The 14,696-nt window shown below is 66.1% G+C and carries 11 protein-coding genes; 3 read left to right on the top strand and 8 right to left on the bottom strand.

Annotated elements, in window-relative coordinates; translation table 11 throughout:
* Positions 1 to 8: 8 nt before the first annotated feature.
* From C1H84_RS18085 to C1H84_RS15510, 5 genes are read right to left on the bottom strand one after another with little or no spacing between them, the layout of a single operon-like run.
* Positions 9 to 512 (bottom strand): hypothetical protein, encoded by a 504-nt coding sequence (locus tag C1H84_RS18085; protein ID WP_146956137.1) that lies wholly within the window; start codon positions 510 to 512, stop codon positions 9 to 11.
* A 2-nt stretch (positions 513 to 514) separates the two neighbouring features.
* Positions 515 to 1,843 carry a recombinase family protein gene (locus tag C1H84_RS15525; protein ID WP_244910927.1) on the bottom strand — a complete coding sequence of 443 codons (1,329 nt, stop codon included), beginning with the start codon at positions 1,841 to 1,843 and terminating at the stop codon, positions 515 to 517.
* 22 nt (positions 1,844 to 1,865) lie between these two features.
* The gene (locus C1H84_RS15520) at positions 1,866 to 2,789 is read right to left on the bottom strand and encodes a type II secretion system F family protein (RefSeq protein ID WP_113607911.1); all 924 of its coding nucleotides are present in this window, start codon (positions 2,787 to 2,789) and stop codon (positions 1,866 to 1,868) included.
* Entirely contained in the window at positions 2,786 to 3,637 is an 852-nt protein-coding gene (locus C1H84_RS15515) for a type II secretion system F family protein (RefSeq protein ID WP_113607910.1), read from the bottom strand. The genes C1H84_RS15520 and C1H84_RS15515 overlap by 4 nt, the downstream gene beginning before the upstream one ends.
* Entirely contained in the window at positions 3,634 to 4,860 is a 1,227-nt protein-coding gene (locus tag C1H84_RS15510; RefSeq protein WP_113607909.1) for a TadA family conjugal transfer-associated ATPase, read from the bottom strand. The genes C1H84_RS15515 and C1H84_RS15510 overlap by 4 nt, the downstream gene beginning before the upstream one ends.
* A 285-nt stretch (positions 4,861 to 5,145) precedes the next feature.
* Between C1H84_RS15510 and C1H84_RS15505 the strand changes: the two genes are divergently transcribed.
* Positions 5,146 to 8,868 (top strand): FHA domain-containing protein, encoded by a 3,723-nt coding sequence (locus C1H84_RS15505; RefSeq protein ID WP_113607908.1) that lies wholly within the window; start codon positions 5,146 to 5,148, stop codon positions 8,866 to 8,868.
* Here the strand turns inward: C1H84_RS15505 and C1H84_RS15500 are convergent, their stop codons facing one another.
* Entirely contained in the window at positions 8,869 to 9,282 is a 414-nt protein-coding gene (locus C1H84_RS15500) for a hypothetical protein (protein WP_113607907.1), read from the bottom strand. It abuts the gene before it with no gap.
* 349 nt (positions 9,283 to 9,631) lie between these two features.
* Here C1H84_RS15500 and C1H84_RS15495 point away from each other — a divergent pair, with 349 nt between their 5' ends.
* On the top strand, positions 9,632 to 9,880 hold the full coding sequence (locus C1H84_RS15495) for a WhiB family transcriptional regulator (RefSeq protein WP_047118688.1): 249 nt from the start codon (positions 9,632 to 9,634) through the stop codon (positions 9,878 to 9,880).
* 202 nt (positions 9,881 to 10,082) lie between these two features.
* On the top strand, positions 10,083 to 12,302 hold the full coding sequence (locus C1H84_RS15490; RefSeq protein ID WP_113607906.1) for a Stk1 family PASTA domain-containing Ser/Thr kinase: 2,220 nt from the start codon (positions 10,083 to 10,085) through the stop codon (positions 12,300 to 12,302).
* 88 nt (positions 12,303 to 12,390) lie between these two features.
* On the opposite strand, the gene C1H84_RS15485 is transcribed toward C1H84_RS15490, so the two are convergent.
* Together C1H84_RS15485 and C1H84_RS15480 are read right to left on the bottom strand one after the other, a co-directional pair.
* Positions 12,391 to 13,782: a class II 3-deoxy-7-phosphoheptulonate synthase gene (locus C1H84_RS15485; RefSeq protein WP_047118686.1), complete on the bottom strand. Its 1,392-nt coding sequence runs from the start codon at positions 13,780 to 13,782 to the stop codon at positions 12,391 to 12,393.
* Between the two features lie 104 nt (positions 13,783 to 13,886).
* Entirely contained in the window at positions 13,887 to 14,561 is a 675-nt protein-coding gene (locus C1H84_RS15480; protein ID WP_047118685.1) for a lysophospholipid acyltransferase family protein, read from the bottom strand.
* Positions 14,562 to 14,696 lie beyond the last annotated feature (135 nt).

Here is a 14,696-nt window from a genome sequence, read left to right as displayed (position 1 = left end):
TATAGGTGCTACTTCCCTTTCAATCTGTCGTTCATAGACCTAAGTCCGTCGATGCTAATTTCCATAACACCGGCACTGAAGAGCGCGAATAGGGCTGACTGGAAGGAATCAGATTTCATGGTGAGGCTGTTTCCACACGATTTGCAACCCAAGTTCCAGCGCCCGTAGCCCTGCTGCCATTTCTCACCCGTAAATAAACGTCCGTTTGCATCCTGAGGCGCCGGCTCCAGGTCATCGGAAATAAGTTGCTGTTGGACGTAGCTAAGGTGCAGTAAATCGCCGGTACCTGTCCGATATTTATCGGAAACCGTCCAGCGCTTATCGCCTGACTGCTCTAGGTGCGCATAATTTGGAACAAAGGAACAGATGAGCCATGGCGCACCTGCATGCGACTCATCTTCGCAATACAAACCTATTCGCGGCAGTTGCATATCTTCCGAGTATCGAGATTTACCTCGCAAAGCTTCCGGGGCATCCATGAGACGCGGAATTTTATAGATCCAATGAGTCACGCTTAGACCTTCCATTCAATCTTGATTTGCTCGGGGTCAAACCGGCCGCCGGAACCTGCCGGCATGATGGTTACTGTCATGAGTTCCTGGATAGCCTGCCGCTGGATCTCCAACGGGGCTTTGTGCCACCGTTCGGCGGCGTTCGCACCAATGAACTGTGTTACCGGGTTCGTGCCCTGCAAGTGGCCTACACGGCGTTTAGCGTCGTCCAGTTCGGGCATGATCTTGCCATTGATTCGGCGCAACTGTTCGCCGGTAATCAGGCCGTCTGCGAAATTGTCTGCGGCAACGTCCAGTCTTGCCGTGAGTTCATCGACGCGCTCACGTAGGCGCGGTAACTCTCCGGTGGTGTCCTTAGCCAGCGCTGCTAGGATCTTGGGATCTTGCAACCGTGCCACAAGAACGGCAGTAACTAGTTCGTCTACCGGTTCGCGCTTACGGCGCACCTTGAAACACACTTTGCAGTTGTACTGGTCAGGGTATCGCTTCCCATTGAATACACGTTCCCGCGTCATTCTCATTTTGCCCCCGCATAGGCCGCAAACGGCGATAGCGGTTAGCAGATAGTTCGGGGTTCGTCCGTAGGAGTTCTTGATGCGCTCTGGGTCGTTCAGGCGTGCCATGACCTGATTGTAGAGTGCTTCGGTCATGATGGGGTCGGCGTTCGCTTTGCCCACGATTTCGCCCTTGTGCTGGCGTAGCCCGATGTTCGCCGGGCGTTGCATGATTTGGCGTAGGGTCGTGGTCGTCCAGTTGTCGGTGCGAGGTCCATGGATGCCACGGCTCATGAAGTCCTGGCAGATGCTGCGCAGCGATTCGCCGGCAACATAGCGGCGTGCGGCCTCGTTGACGATAGCGGCGTTTTCCGGGTGCGGTATGTCCCATACGTCGCCGTCGCGTTCTACGCGCTGGAATCCGAAGCCGGGGAAGCTGTGAGGCTTGCCGGCTATTGCACGTTGCTGGTAGGCGCGTTTGAGGCGACGTGAAAGCTGGTCGGACTCATGACGTGCAACGCTGCCTTTGATGCGTGCAGTCATTTTGCCCTGGGGCGTGGATAAGTCGATCTCTCCGCCGATGTTGGCCATGCTGAGATTCATGGTGTCTGCGAGGTCGATGATGTCTTCGAGTTCGCGGGGTGTGCGGGTGAGGCGGTCAATATCCCAGACAATGAGCGCGTCTATGTGTCGATCCTTGACGGCTTGCATCATGCGTTCGTATTCGGGGCGCACTTTGGAGCGGGTGGCGCTCACGTCGTTGTCAACGAACTGGTCTACGACTTCCCAGCCGCGCCGTTTGGCTTCGCGGGTGCAGTCTTCGATCTGACGTTGCACGCCTAACGTTGTCTCGTATGGATCATGTGAGATCCGCGCATAGATTCCTGCTCGCATAGGAATAGTCCAATTGAAAGTTGACAGGCACCAGCATGGAGATTTCGCGTTTGCCGGCGATCTCCATCAGCTCGCGCTTGGAGGCATCGCGCACGTCCTGCGCCTGATCGCGCAGCACCTGCCCCAGGGGTGTGCCCCGTTCGGTGGCCACGACGATGGCGTCCACGAAGCGGGTCATCGCGCCGATCTGCACCCGGTCGGACATGTTGGACATGGCCTGCACCATGGTGGTGCCGGAGTGGATGTCGTTGAGCGTGTGGGTGAACTCGGCGCCGATGTCGCCGTGGCAGATGCGCGAGATGCGCTCGACCGCGCCGGTGGTCGATTCCCCGGCGCCCACGGTCAGCGCGAGCACCTCGGCGACGGTGGGGAACTGCGTCAAAATCCGGCGGGCGCGGCGCTTGACCTGCTCGCCGAGCCACCAGCCGCGCAGGAAGTAGCCCATGACCGCGCAGCCCAGCACCACCGTCACCGCCAGCGGCAGCGACACCGGCTGGCGGAAGGCCAGCAGCGCCATCAGCGCCGAACCGATGACCAGCCCGGTCAGCGCGCACAGCAGCTCTTGGGAGCGGTAGTCGACCAGGCTCAGGCGCAGCCCTGCGGCTTGCAGCCGCTTGCGCACGGTGGCCGAGGAGGGGCTGTGTACGTTGGCCAGTTTCCTGGCCTGCTGCAGCAGCGGGCGGGCCAGCTGCCACAGCGCCGGGGTGGCCGCATCCTGCTGCCAGGAATCCTGCAGCATGCGCGAGGAGCGCACGCCGACGCGGATGTGCGGGGCGACCCGGTCGGCGAAGGCCATGGGACGCCAGGCCGGAAGCCGCAGGAGCATCAGCCACAGCCCGGCCCCGAATCCCAGCCCGCACAGCGCCGCCCACGCGGTGTAGTTGTTCATGACAGCACCCGTTCCTCGATCGGCAGCGCGCCCAGCCGCAGCATCACCCGGTAGCAGAGGAAGGAGACGACCAGCCCTGCCAGCAGCACGAAGACCCCGGCCGGGGTGAGATAGGCGTCCTTCGCCGCCGGCTGGGTGCCGAGCACCAGCAGCAGGATCCACGGGGCCGCGACGGCCAGCCGGGCGGCGGAGACGATCCAGGACTGGCGGGCGGCCAGCTCGCCTCGGGTGCGCACGTCGTCGCGCAGGAACGCGGCTAGCGTGGCCAGCGTCTGGCCCAGGTCGGTGCCGCCGACCTCGCGGGTGATGCGCAGCGTGGTCAGGATCTTGTCCGCCACGGGGTCCGCAAGACGTTCGCCCAGCTGGTCCAGCGCCGTGCTGAAGTTCGCGGTGGCCCGGTAGTCCAGGGCGAAGTCGCGGAACACCGGGCGCAGCGTCTCGGGTCCGACCTGCGCCAGCTGGCTGAGCGATTCGGGCAGCGACAGGCCGGCGCGGATGGCGCTGCGCAGGTGGTCGACGACCTCGGGCCACTGCTCGTGCAACGCGCTCTGGCGCTTGGCCGCCTGGTGGCGCAGGTACACCCACGGGGCCAGCACCCCGAAGATCGCGAAGACGCAGGCGAACAGCCAGGAGGCGGTCAGACCCAAGGTCAGCAGCGCGAACACCACCCCGCTGGCCAGGCAGATCAGCATGAACTTGGCCGGGCTTACCGCGGTGACCCCGGCGCGCAGCAGCGCCTGCCCGATCTTCGAGTGCCGGCTGCGGGTGCGTTCCCAGGGCGCGAACAGCAGCCAGTCGGCCAGCAATGCCAGTCCCAGCCCGCCCAGCAGCCCCAGGAAAATGCTCATGATTCCTGCCCCAGCCGCTCGGCGACGTTCAGCCCGGCCAGGCTGAACTTCTCATGCGACCAGTCAGCGCCGGAAGCCGGCACCAGCTCCCCGGCCCGGCGTTCGAACAGCGTGGAGGTTTCGATCGCCCCGCCCTCCACCCGGTTGCGCACCGCGAGGATCTCATTGACATAGCGGTTGCCGGAGGCATCGCGCACGCAGTGCACCACCAGGTCCAGGCAGGCGGCGACGGTCTTGATCGTGAAGTCGCTGGTGATGTTCGGCCCGGCCAGCAGCGGCAGCGTGCAGATCTTGATGATCGCGTCGCGGGCCGAGTTCGCGTGCAGCGTGCACAGGCCGGCCACACCAGAGTTCAGCGCAACCAGCAGGTCCAGGGATTCGGCCTCGCGCACCTCGCCGACGATGATGCGGTCAGGGCGCATGCGCAGCGCCTCCTTGACCAGCCGGCGCATCGTGATTTCGCCGGTGCCCTCCAGATTCGCCAGCCGCGTCTGCATCGCCACGACATCGCGCAGCACCAGGTTCAGTTCGAAGATCTCCTCGATGGTGATGACCCGTTCGCGCGACCCGATGGAGGAGGACAGCGCGTTGAGCATGGTGGTTTTGCCGGCCTGGGTCGGCCCGGTGACGATGACGTTCAACCCGGCGGAGATCGCCCAGCCCAGGTAGGTGGCCGCCGCGGGGCTGAGCGACTTGAGATCCACCAGGTCTTCGAGCCGGGCGGCCCGGGCGATGAACTTGCGGATGTTCACCGCCCAGTGCTCGTGGGTGATGTCCGGGATGACCACGTGCAGCCGGGAGCCGTCGGGCAGCTGGCAGTCCACGAACGGCTGGGACAAATCCAGCCGCCGCCCGGAGGACTTGAGCATGCGTTCGACCAGTCCGGCGACCTCCGCGGCGTCCAGCCTGATGTGGGTCAGCTCGCTTTGCCCGCCGCGGGCGCAGAACACCTGGTGCGGGGAGTTGATCCAGATTTCCTCCACGCTCGGATCGTCGAGCAGCTGCTGCAGGGCGCCGAATCCGGCGACGTTGTCGTAGACCGTGCGCCGGGCCTGCTCCAGAGATCCCAGGGCAGGGACCGCGCCGAGCAGCGCGCGTTCGTCGTAGTCCCGCACGACGTCCTCGATCAGCGACTTCATCAATGCGGGCTGCTTGGCAGGGTCCAGGCCGCGGCGTCGGACCAGCTCTCGCACTTCATCTTCCACGATGGACAGGGCATCCACGTCAAGATCCTTCGGGCCTTGTGGGAGTTCGGCGTTCCCGGAATTCTCGGGGTCCATCGGCGAGCGCGCGGCCGGTGCAGCGGTGGGCCTCGGGACCGGCCCGAGCCCTATTTCTGGATATGTCTGTGGAGCCTAGCCCCGACGCCAAGTCCTTTCAAGACGTTTCGCGAATTTGTGGATAAAGCTACTGGCGGTTATCCCCAGTCCGGCTTTCGCCGGCCCGGTAAAAGCGGTGGTCGTGATGGGCTGGTCAAACTGCTGGACGCGGCCGGGCTGGGAGGGAAGATGCTGCATTATGAACTGCTGCTGTCCGCGCGCACGCTGCTCAATCCCCGGCAGCTGCTGCTGCGGGTCTCCTCGGCCCTGGACGGCCCGCAGCTGGCGTCGGTGCTCGACGAGCAGGTGCCGGGCACCCGCTGGTACGTGGGATCGACGCCGCTGGCGGATCTGGGAGCGCTGGTTCCGGGAAGGCCGCTGCTGCTGGCCGATGTCCCGGGCCCCGGTTTCGCGGCGTCGGCCGGCAGCACGCGGTTGAAGTTGTTCGTCCCCGAGGGGCCGGATGCCGGGGCCTGGATCGAGTTGGAGCGAGGCGCCTACGACATCGGCCGCGGCGCGCCGCTGCGCCTGGGCGATCCGCAGGTTTCGCGGGTGCACGCCCACCTGCTGGTCGACGAGCGTTCCCTGCGTGTGCGGGCGGCTGGCGGACAGCGGCTGCTGGTGCTCTCCGACCGGGGTGCGGTGCCGGTTCGCGGGGAGGTGGAGCTGCATGCGGGCAGCCGGATCCAGCTTGGCGGCACGGTGTTGGAGGTCGGCGATCCCGCGCGCACCGAGGCGGGTTTGGCGGTGGAGGACGGCCAGCCCCAGTTCAGCCTCCCGCCGCGTCCCGAGCTGGGCCGGTTGGTGACGCTGTGCGTGGCCGCGCTGGTCCCGGTGCTCTCCGGGGTGCTGCTGGCGGCGCTGACCGGGTCCATGCTGTTCCTTGCGGTCACCGGGCTCTCCGCGCTGCTGGGTGTGGTCCCTGCGGCGCAGCTGCTCGGCGAGCGCCGCCGGTGGAAACGCACGGTGCGTGACCAGCAGCGCAGTATGGTGCAGGCGCGCGGCCGTTTCGCCTGCCCGCTGGGGGTCGCAGTGGTCGCTGGCATCGACCGGGCGCAGCTGGGGGTGCTTCCCGCGGGGCTGCCTCCCCTGGTGTTCGGCCGCGGCAGCTGGCAGCTTCCGGGAGGGAAGCCTCCCCGGGAGGGCGGCGCCCGGAGGATGCGCAGGGTGCCCGGCGGTAGGCGCTCTGCTCGCAGGATCGCCGGCGTCCCGGTCTTCGCGCCGGCCGCCGCGCAGGTGTGGCAGTTGCGCGGCGGCGACGACCCGGCGGTGGACCGCCTGCTGGCTGCGCTGCTGGCCAGGTTCCTGCCGCACGTGGCCGCCGGCCGCATCGAGCTGGTCGTCGATCCGTCGGTCACCCGGCTTCCGGCAGAGCTGATGCTGTTGCCGCATGCACGCCAGGGCACCGCCGGGCAGCTGGCTCGGCACGCTGAGCCGCCTTCCGGTGCCGCCGGGGCATCGGGCGGTCTCGGGAACACGGCAGCGCCGGAACCGATGATCGAACGGATTTTCCTGACCATGCTCAGCCCGGTCCGGCTGCCGCGCACCTTGGTGATCAGCCTTCATCCGGTGCCCGCGGCGCAGTGCGACTACTGGGTTGATCCGGTGGGTTGCCGCGCCCAGCTGCCCGACGGGAGCCTGCATCTGGAATCGCCGGACCGCTTGGATGCGGGGAGGCTGGCCCGGATCGTCCAGGCCTGCCTGGCGCTCCGCCCGGATGAACCCGCGCCAGCCGGGCCGCCGCCGGAGCAGGCAAGATTGGCCGCGGTGATCGGAGAGGATGATTCCCATGGGCAGCAGCTGCTGGACTTCGACGCGGACGGGCCGCATGTGCTGGTGTGCGGCACCACCGGGTCGGGCAAGTCCGAGGCCTTGCGGCGGATCATCGCAGATCTGGCCGGCCGGTGCAGCCCCGAGCAGCTGGCGTTCGCCCTGGTCGACTTCAAGGGCGGCGCGGGCTTGGCGGTTTTCGAGCCGCTGCCCCACGTGCAGCTGTCGGCCAGCGACCTGGATGCCGCCGGAGCCCAGCGGACCTTGGCGCAGCTGGAGCGGGAGGTGGCCCGCCGTGAACGCCTGCTGGCAGCGCATGGTTGCAGCGACCGCTCGGAGTACGTCCGGCTGGCCGATGTGCCCGCGCTGCCCCGGCTGCTGGTGGTGGTCGACGAATTCAGGGTGTTCACCGAATCCCTGCCCGAAGCCGCCGCGCGCATCGACCGGCTGGCGGCGGTCGGCAGGTCCTTGGGCATCCATCTGCTGCTGAGCACCCAGCGGGCCGCCGGCTCGCTGTCCGGGCAGACCCGCGCGAACCTGAACACCGTCATTGCGTTGCGGGTCCACGACGCGGCCGAGTCCATGGAACTGGTCGGTTCCCCGGCCGCCGCCCGGCTGTCCGGCCCGGGCAGCGCGATCATCGCGGGTCCCGGTCATGCCAACCGCCAGGTCCAGTTCGCCCTGGCGGTCAGCCCCGCCCCGCACGGGAGCGTTGCCGAACGCGGCCCCGGGAACCTGGTGCTGCATCCCGTGGGAAGCTTCGGCCGGCCTGATCCCGAGGCGGAAGGACAAGCCCTGCGCCAGCAGGTGCGCCTGCTGGCCGAACGCTGGGAGCATTCGCACCTTCCACCGTGCCCCTTTGCCCCGCAGCTGCCGCCGCCCCAGAGTGCGGCGCCGTTGCCGGAGCAGTGGGAGGGCGCCGAGGGCGGCACCATCTACTGCGGAGTCGTCGACAACCTCGCCGCGGGCCGGCTGGAGGACTTGAGCGTAGATCCAGCCCGCGGCCAGGGATTGCTGGTGTGCGGCGTCCCGGAGGCCGGCGGCCGCCGCCTGCTCGAGGGGTTCGCCCGCCTGGAGCGCCGGATCCTGTGCTTCGGCGAGGCCCTGTTCCCGGATCCCGCCTTAATGCCCGGGGTGCGCACCGTGGGTGGAGAAGACCAGTATCAATTCCTGGAAGCGCTCGACTATCTTGAGTCGCTGCCCCCTGACCGCCTGACGCTGGTGCTGGTGCACGGCATCGCCCGGCTGCAGTCCCAACTGGATCCGGCAGTCTTCCAGCGATTCGACCAGGCGCTCATCGAACTGTTGCGGCATGGAGCTTCGGCCCCGGCGCAGCTGGTCCTGCTGGCCGACCGCGACCTGAATCTGCTCAAGGCCGCCGGGCTGTGCGCCGAGCAATGGTACTTCCCGCTTAATGCCACCGATTCCCTGCGCATGTCCTGGCCCAAGCTTCCGCCTGCCAGCCAGTTGCCAGGCCGAGGGGTCAGGTTCAGTCCCGCCAACGGGCCGATGACCATCCAGTTGACGGCCGTGACCGCCAAGCAGGAACCGGATTGCCTGCCCGGGACTTTGTGGCCCGCGCAGCAGCCGTTCGTGGGCGATGGGAATCCGCGCGATCTTGCGGTGGGGCGGACCGCATTCACCGGGCAGGCTTTCGGCTTCGACCAAGCCCAAACGGCACTGGCCATCTGCCCTCGCGAACGCGACAGGCAGGAGCTCGCTGCCTTCCTGGCCGAACGCTGGCAGGCGGCCATGGTGGATGGCGCCGCGCCCTGGCTGCGCTGGGTCCAGGAGTTCGAAGCTGAAGGTGCGGGACCTGCAGCGCCAACGATCTGCGTCGTGCTGCACGACACTTCCGACCCTAGGCTTGCCGAGCTGCGCCAGCGAACCGCCGCGCTGGGCACCCGGGCGGTGCTGTTTCTCCCTCCCTCGGCCAGGCTCGCCTACGATCTGGGGTTGCCGGGCATGATGCTCGATGACCGGCAGGCGATTGCCGTGGAGGCATGCCATCCGCAGGACCTGTTGCCGCTGGCCTGGCGCCCGCTGCCCCCTGCGGCAGGCCGCGGCTCGTGCGGGAAAAGGCAATGGCGCGCGATCGCCGGCTTTGCCGGGCAACCACGCGCCATCATCATCGGGCCATGACTACTGCGAGGGACGGTCTCCGAGGAATTGAGTGGTCTTCGGCGCGAACAGCAGCACTACGGTCGTTCCGGCCACAATGATCGACAAAACCGCCGCGGAAATGACGATCGGCATATCGGACTGGAAGAAGGAGACCGAGAGGATCAACTGGAACAATTGCCAGACGATGATCGGGGCTCGGGTGTACGCCCTGCCGCGGAAGAAGTTGATGGCCACCGAGCCCTGCCAGATGGCCAGGAAGAGGCACAGCGCAAGCATGAAAAGACGCCCGCCGATGTTCACCGCGCCATCCGAGGTGAGGTGGATGGCGTAGTTGACGGCGTAGGCAAGCACCGCTAGCGCCTCGAACATCACCAGTGCTGCGACGGCAATGACACTGCTCGGACGCGGGATCTTAGTTTCTTCGTTGCTCACCCCAACCATTTTCGTTGAGGCGCTTGCGGAACTCAAACGACAGCGCCGCAACGGGCTTGTAGCCCCTGCCACATCCGCGTCAACTAGCCTAAGCCTAGGCCGATTTCCATGTGAGAAAGCACTCAGGCAATACGACATATTTCGCATCACTGACCCTTGTTTACTTTCTCGTAACATGAAAACCTTATGTGGTTGGCAAAACGATGACCCCGTCGTTCACGTCCGACGATGCGAAAAGCACTACGGCATTAACACCGTCCCCCGCTGACCTTTCCAAGGCGGGGCGTTCGTGTGTTCAGATCATGAGCATTTCGTCCCCCCTCAAAGATTTCAAGGAGCATCAATAAGCATGGATTGGCGTAGCCGCGCGGCGTGTCTGGATAAGGACCCGGAACTTTTCTTCCCGGTGGGTAACACCGGTCCGGCCCTCTTACAGATCGAAGAGGCCAAAAGCGTCTGCCGTCGGTGCGAAGTGACCGAAACCTGCTTACAGTGGGCCATCGAGTCCGGTCAGGACGCTGGTGTGTGGGGTGGAATGAGCGAAGACGAACGTCGCGCTCTGAAGCGCCGCGCTGCACGTGCCCGCCGCGCATCCTAAGAGACCGCTCCCGAGGTAGATCTCGCAACCCGGGAAGCTGCACGAAATCCGCCAGAGGTAGACACCACTGGCGGATTTCGGCTTTAAACCGGAAATTCTCAGGTCGGCTGGGTACATTAAAAGGTAGTAATCATGTTCGAAAGGAGCAGTGGGTGAATCACGCCTATGCGGCGCGCCATCCCAAGTCAGGAGTGCGTGCACCATGAGCCCTGCTCTTGCCGACCCCAATCTGGGTACGACCCTCGATGACCGTTACCGCATCGACCACCTGCTCGCGCTGGGCGGGATGTCCAGGATCTACCGCGCCATGGACAAGCGCCTGCACCGCGCGGTGGTCGTGAAGATCCTGAACGACAACTTCGCCAGCGAGTCCACCGTCCGCGAGCGCTTCGAATCAGAAGCCGTGATCGCAGCGAACATCACCCACCCGAACGTGGTGTCGATCCGCGACCACAACGTCACGGACAACATCGTCTACCTGGTGATGGAGTACGTCCGCGGACGCAACCTCGACCAGGTGATCTCCGAACGCGGTCGGTTCACGCCGCGCCAGATGCTCAGCGTGCTGGAGCAGGTCTGCCACGGGCTGGGCGCCGCCCACTCAGAAGGCATCATCCACCGCGACATGAAGCCGGCGAACGTGCTGCTGGCGGATACCGGCGAGGTCAAGGTGACCGACTTCGGGCTGGCCCGCGCGGCCAGCGCCCACACCCAGTCCGCAACGCTGGTGGCCACCCTTTCCCATGTCTCCCCGGAGCTGGTCTCCGGCGCACCGGCCGATTCGCGCAGCGACATCTATGCGGTCGGCATCATGATCTACCAAATGCTCACCGGGCGCCTGCCGTATTCGGAAACCAATGCGGCCGCGCTGATGAAGCACCATCTGGACTCCCCCATGCCGCTGCCCTCGGATGTCGTGCCCGGGCTGGCCACCGATCTGGACGAGCTGGTGCAGTGGTGCACCGAGAAGGACCCCGAGAAGCGGCCGCAGAACGCCGAGCTGCTGCTGGACGAGGTCATCCAGATCCGTTCGACGCTCAGCGAAGAGCAGCTGGACTTCGACGCGGACACGCTGGGTGGCATCGAGGACCTGACCCCTGGCTCCATGTCGCACATGCCCACCACCGTGCAGCAGCGCCTGGACGACTGGCAGCGCGAGCGCGAGGAAGCCCGCGAACGCCGTTGGCGGCTGCAGGGAACCGGCGCCACGGCGGACGGCTATTCGCTGGACGCACAGCTCGATTCCGAAGCGACCACCATCATCGCCGCGTCGGATGCCACCGAGGTGCTGGATCTGCGCGATGCGCAGGCCACCGTGGTCCACGCCCCAACGGCCGGCGCAGGCTCCCCTGGAGCAGATGCCACCGCCGCCTACTCGCGGACAGACATCGAAACCTTCGGTGCCGATGAGCCCAACGAGCAGGATCCACAGCCGGCCGCGCGCTCCCCGCGCGGCGAGAAGCGTGCCACCAAGGCGGCGCAGAAGCAGTGGCGCAAGGAAGCCCAGGTGCCCACGCACCGGCTGCGCAAGCCCAGGACCGCAGCGCAGAAGACCGGGTTCATCGCGGCATGGGTGCTGATCGTGGCGCTGGTGGCCGCCGCAGGCTGGTTCTTCGGGCGCGGCCCCGGAACGGTGATCCGCATCCCGTCGCTGAACGGCCTGCTGCAGGAACAGGCGGTTTCGCAGATGTCCGAGCAGGGCGTCCCGGTCAGGCTCGGCTCCGCCTTCGACGACGAGATCGCCATCGGGCGCGTCGTCGACTCGCATCCGGCCACCGGCGAGAACATCATGAAGTTCCAGGGGGTCGAGCTGATCGTCTCGCAGGGCCCCGAACGCTTCGAGATCCCGCAGGTAGAGGGCAAGAGCCTCCAGTCGGCCACCGAGCTGCTGGCCGAGCACGAGCTGGCCAAGGTCAAGGAGGTCCGCGAATACTCCTCAGAGGTGGAGAAGGGCAAGGTCATCTCCTCCTCGCCGGCCGCGGGCAAGACCGCCGCGCGCAAGGACGCCATCACACTGACGGTGTCCAAGGGACCGGCCCCGGTGCAGGTTCCGGCGCTGCAGGGCTTAAGCGAAGACGACGCCGCTGCGGCCCTCGAGTCAGCGGGACTGCGCCTGCAGGTGGGCGATCCGGTGTATTCCCGCGAGGTCCCTTCGGGCCTGGTCGCCGCGCAGTCACCTCAGAACGGCACCGCCGAGGTGGGAAGCTCCGTGACCGTGAACCTGTCGCAGGGCCCGGAGTTCGCCCAGGTCCCCTCGGTGATCGGTCTGGGTGTCGAGGAGGCGACCCGCGTGCTGGAAGAGGCAGGGTTCACCGTCAAGGCGCACCATGTGCTCGGCGACTTCTCGCAGACGGTGCGCATGCAGTCGCCGCTGAACCAGAGCATCGAGCTGGGCAGCGAAATCAGCATCTACGCGTTCTAGCAGGCAACAGCCGGTGCACGCAAAAGGTCTGGCCCATCATCCCCCCGAGGGGTGACGGGCCAGACCTTTTCAGTTCTCCGGTGCGCGCCTAGCGGCGAGCGCGGCTCTGCAGTGCCGAGGAGACCAGGAAGGCCATTTCCAGGGACTGGCGGTGGTTCAGGCGAGGATCGCAGACCGACTCGTAGAGCTCGTCGAAGTCCTCTTCGCGGATCGGATCGGCGCCGCCGAGGCACTCGGCCACATCGTCGCCGGTCATCTCCACGTGCAGGCCGCCCGGGTTGGTGCCCAGCGAGTCGTGCACCTCGAAGAAACCGCGGACCTCGTCCATGACGTCGTCGAAGTTGCGGGTCTTGTAGCCGTTCTTGCTGGTGACGGTGTTTCCGTGCATCGGGTCGGTGACCCACAGGACCTGCGCACCGGTGGCGGTGACCTTCTCCACCAGGTTCGGCAGCTTCTCGCGGATGTTCTTGGCGCCCATGCGGGTGATGAACGTCAGGCGGCCGGGCTCGCGGTTCGGATCCAGCTTCTCGATCAGGGCCAGGGTGTCCTCGACCGAGGTGTTCGGGCCGAGCTTCACGCCGATCGGGTTGCGCACGCGGGACAGGAAGTCCACGTGGGCGTGGTCCAGCTGGCGGGTGCGCTCACCGATCCACAGGAAGTGCCCGCTGGTGTCGTACGGCAGGCCGGTACGCGAATCGGTACGGGTCAGCGCACGCTCGTAGTCCAGCAGCAGCGCCTCGTGGGAGGCGAAGAACTCGGTACGGGTCAGGCCCTCGAAGCCGGCGCCGCAGGCGTCCATGAAGCGGATGGCGGAGTCGATTTCGCCAGCCAGCTGCTCGTAGGCCGAGTGCGCCGGATTGGCCATGAAGCCGCGGTTCCAGGAATGCACGCTGCGCAGGTCGGCGAAGCCGCCCTGGGTGAACGCGCGGATCAGGTTCAGCGTGGCCGAGGAGGTGTTGTAGGCCTGGACCAGGCGCTTCGGGTCGTGGGCACGGGACTCCGGGGTGAAGTCGTAGCCGTTGACGATGTCACCGCGGAACGCCGGCAGGGTGACGCCGTCGCGGGTCTCGTCGTTCGAGGAACGCGGCTTGGCGAACTGTCCGGCCATGCGGCCCATCTTGATCACCGGCATCGAGGCGCCGTAGGTCAGCACGACGGCCATCTGCAAAATGGTGCGCACGCGGGCGGAAATCTTGTCCGCGGTAGCGTCGGCGAAGGTCTCGGCGCAGTCGCCGCCCTGAAGCAGGAAGGCCTTGCCCTGGGCCGCCTGAGCCAGGCGTTCACGCAGAACGTCGACCTCGCCGGCAAAAACCAGTGGCGGACGCGAACCCAGTTCAGCAATGGAAGCACTATAGTCCGGGTGCTCACTCCAGGTGGGCTGTTGGGCAATAGGCAGATCACGCCACAGATCAAGTTGCGGGTCGGTGGCGGGGCCGGCTACGGATGAGCCGGGCAATGGGGTTCGGTTTTCTTCGCTCACCTTGACAAGTCTACGTGCCTTGCGCGCAAAGCACCGCGTGCAATGTAACAACCGGACGTAACACAGGGCACGCTCCCCGCTGGTTCCCCTGCCCCGGGCGCCGGCTACTTCTTTTTGGCCTTGGTCGGCGCGTAGACGTCGACGTAGCTCTGCCCGGACAGCACGTTGATGGCCTTGCGGATGTCGTCTGCCACCTGGCGCAGCACCGCCGGGTCACCTGACTGCTCGGCGAGGTGGGAGAAGTCCAGCGGCTTGCCGATCTTGATGCCGATGCGGCCCGGGTGCGGCAGGCGCTGGCCGATGGGCTGCACCTTGTCTGTGTTGATCATGGCGATCGGGATCACCGGCACGCGGGATTCCAGGGCCAGCTTGGCGACGCCGAGCTTCGCCCGGTAGAGCCGGCCGTCGGGTGAACGGGTGCCTTCGGGGTAGATGCCCAGCAGCTTGCCCTCGGCCAGGGCGGTATTGGCGCTGGCCAGGGAGGCGGCCGAGCCACGGCCGCCCGAACGGTCCATCGGCAGCTGGTTGATGTTGCGGAAGAACCAGGCGACAAGCCGTCCCTTGGGGCCCTTGCCGTTGAAGTAGTCGTCCTTGGCCAGGAACACGACCGGCCGCTCGATCATCGCCGGCAGGAACACCGAATCACTGACCGAGAGGTGGTTGGAGGCAAGGATCGCGCCGCCCGCGACGGGAATATTATTGATGCCCTGGATGTCAATCTTGAAGAAGATTCGCAGCAGCGGCTTGACCGCGAAGCGTTTCAGAAAGTCGTACAGCACGATGGGGCGGTTCCTTCTTCTCGTCATCAGGCGTCGTGGGCGGACACGCCCGTCGAGGTGTTGACTGGCGTGGGTCCGCACCCTTCAATTGTGCACTACGCTCGAATAAGAATGCAGTACAACGCAGCACCTCAA

Source organism: Glutamicibacter soli (genome assembly GCF_003309065.1).
GTDB classification, from domain to species: domain Bacteria; phylum Actinomycetota; class Actinomycetes; order Actinomycetales; family Micrococcaceae; genus Glutamicibacter; species Glutamicibacter soli.
This window is presented reverse-complemented; position numbering and strand designations above follow the sequence as displayed.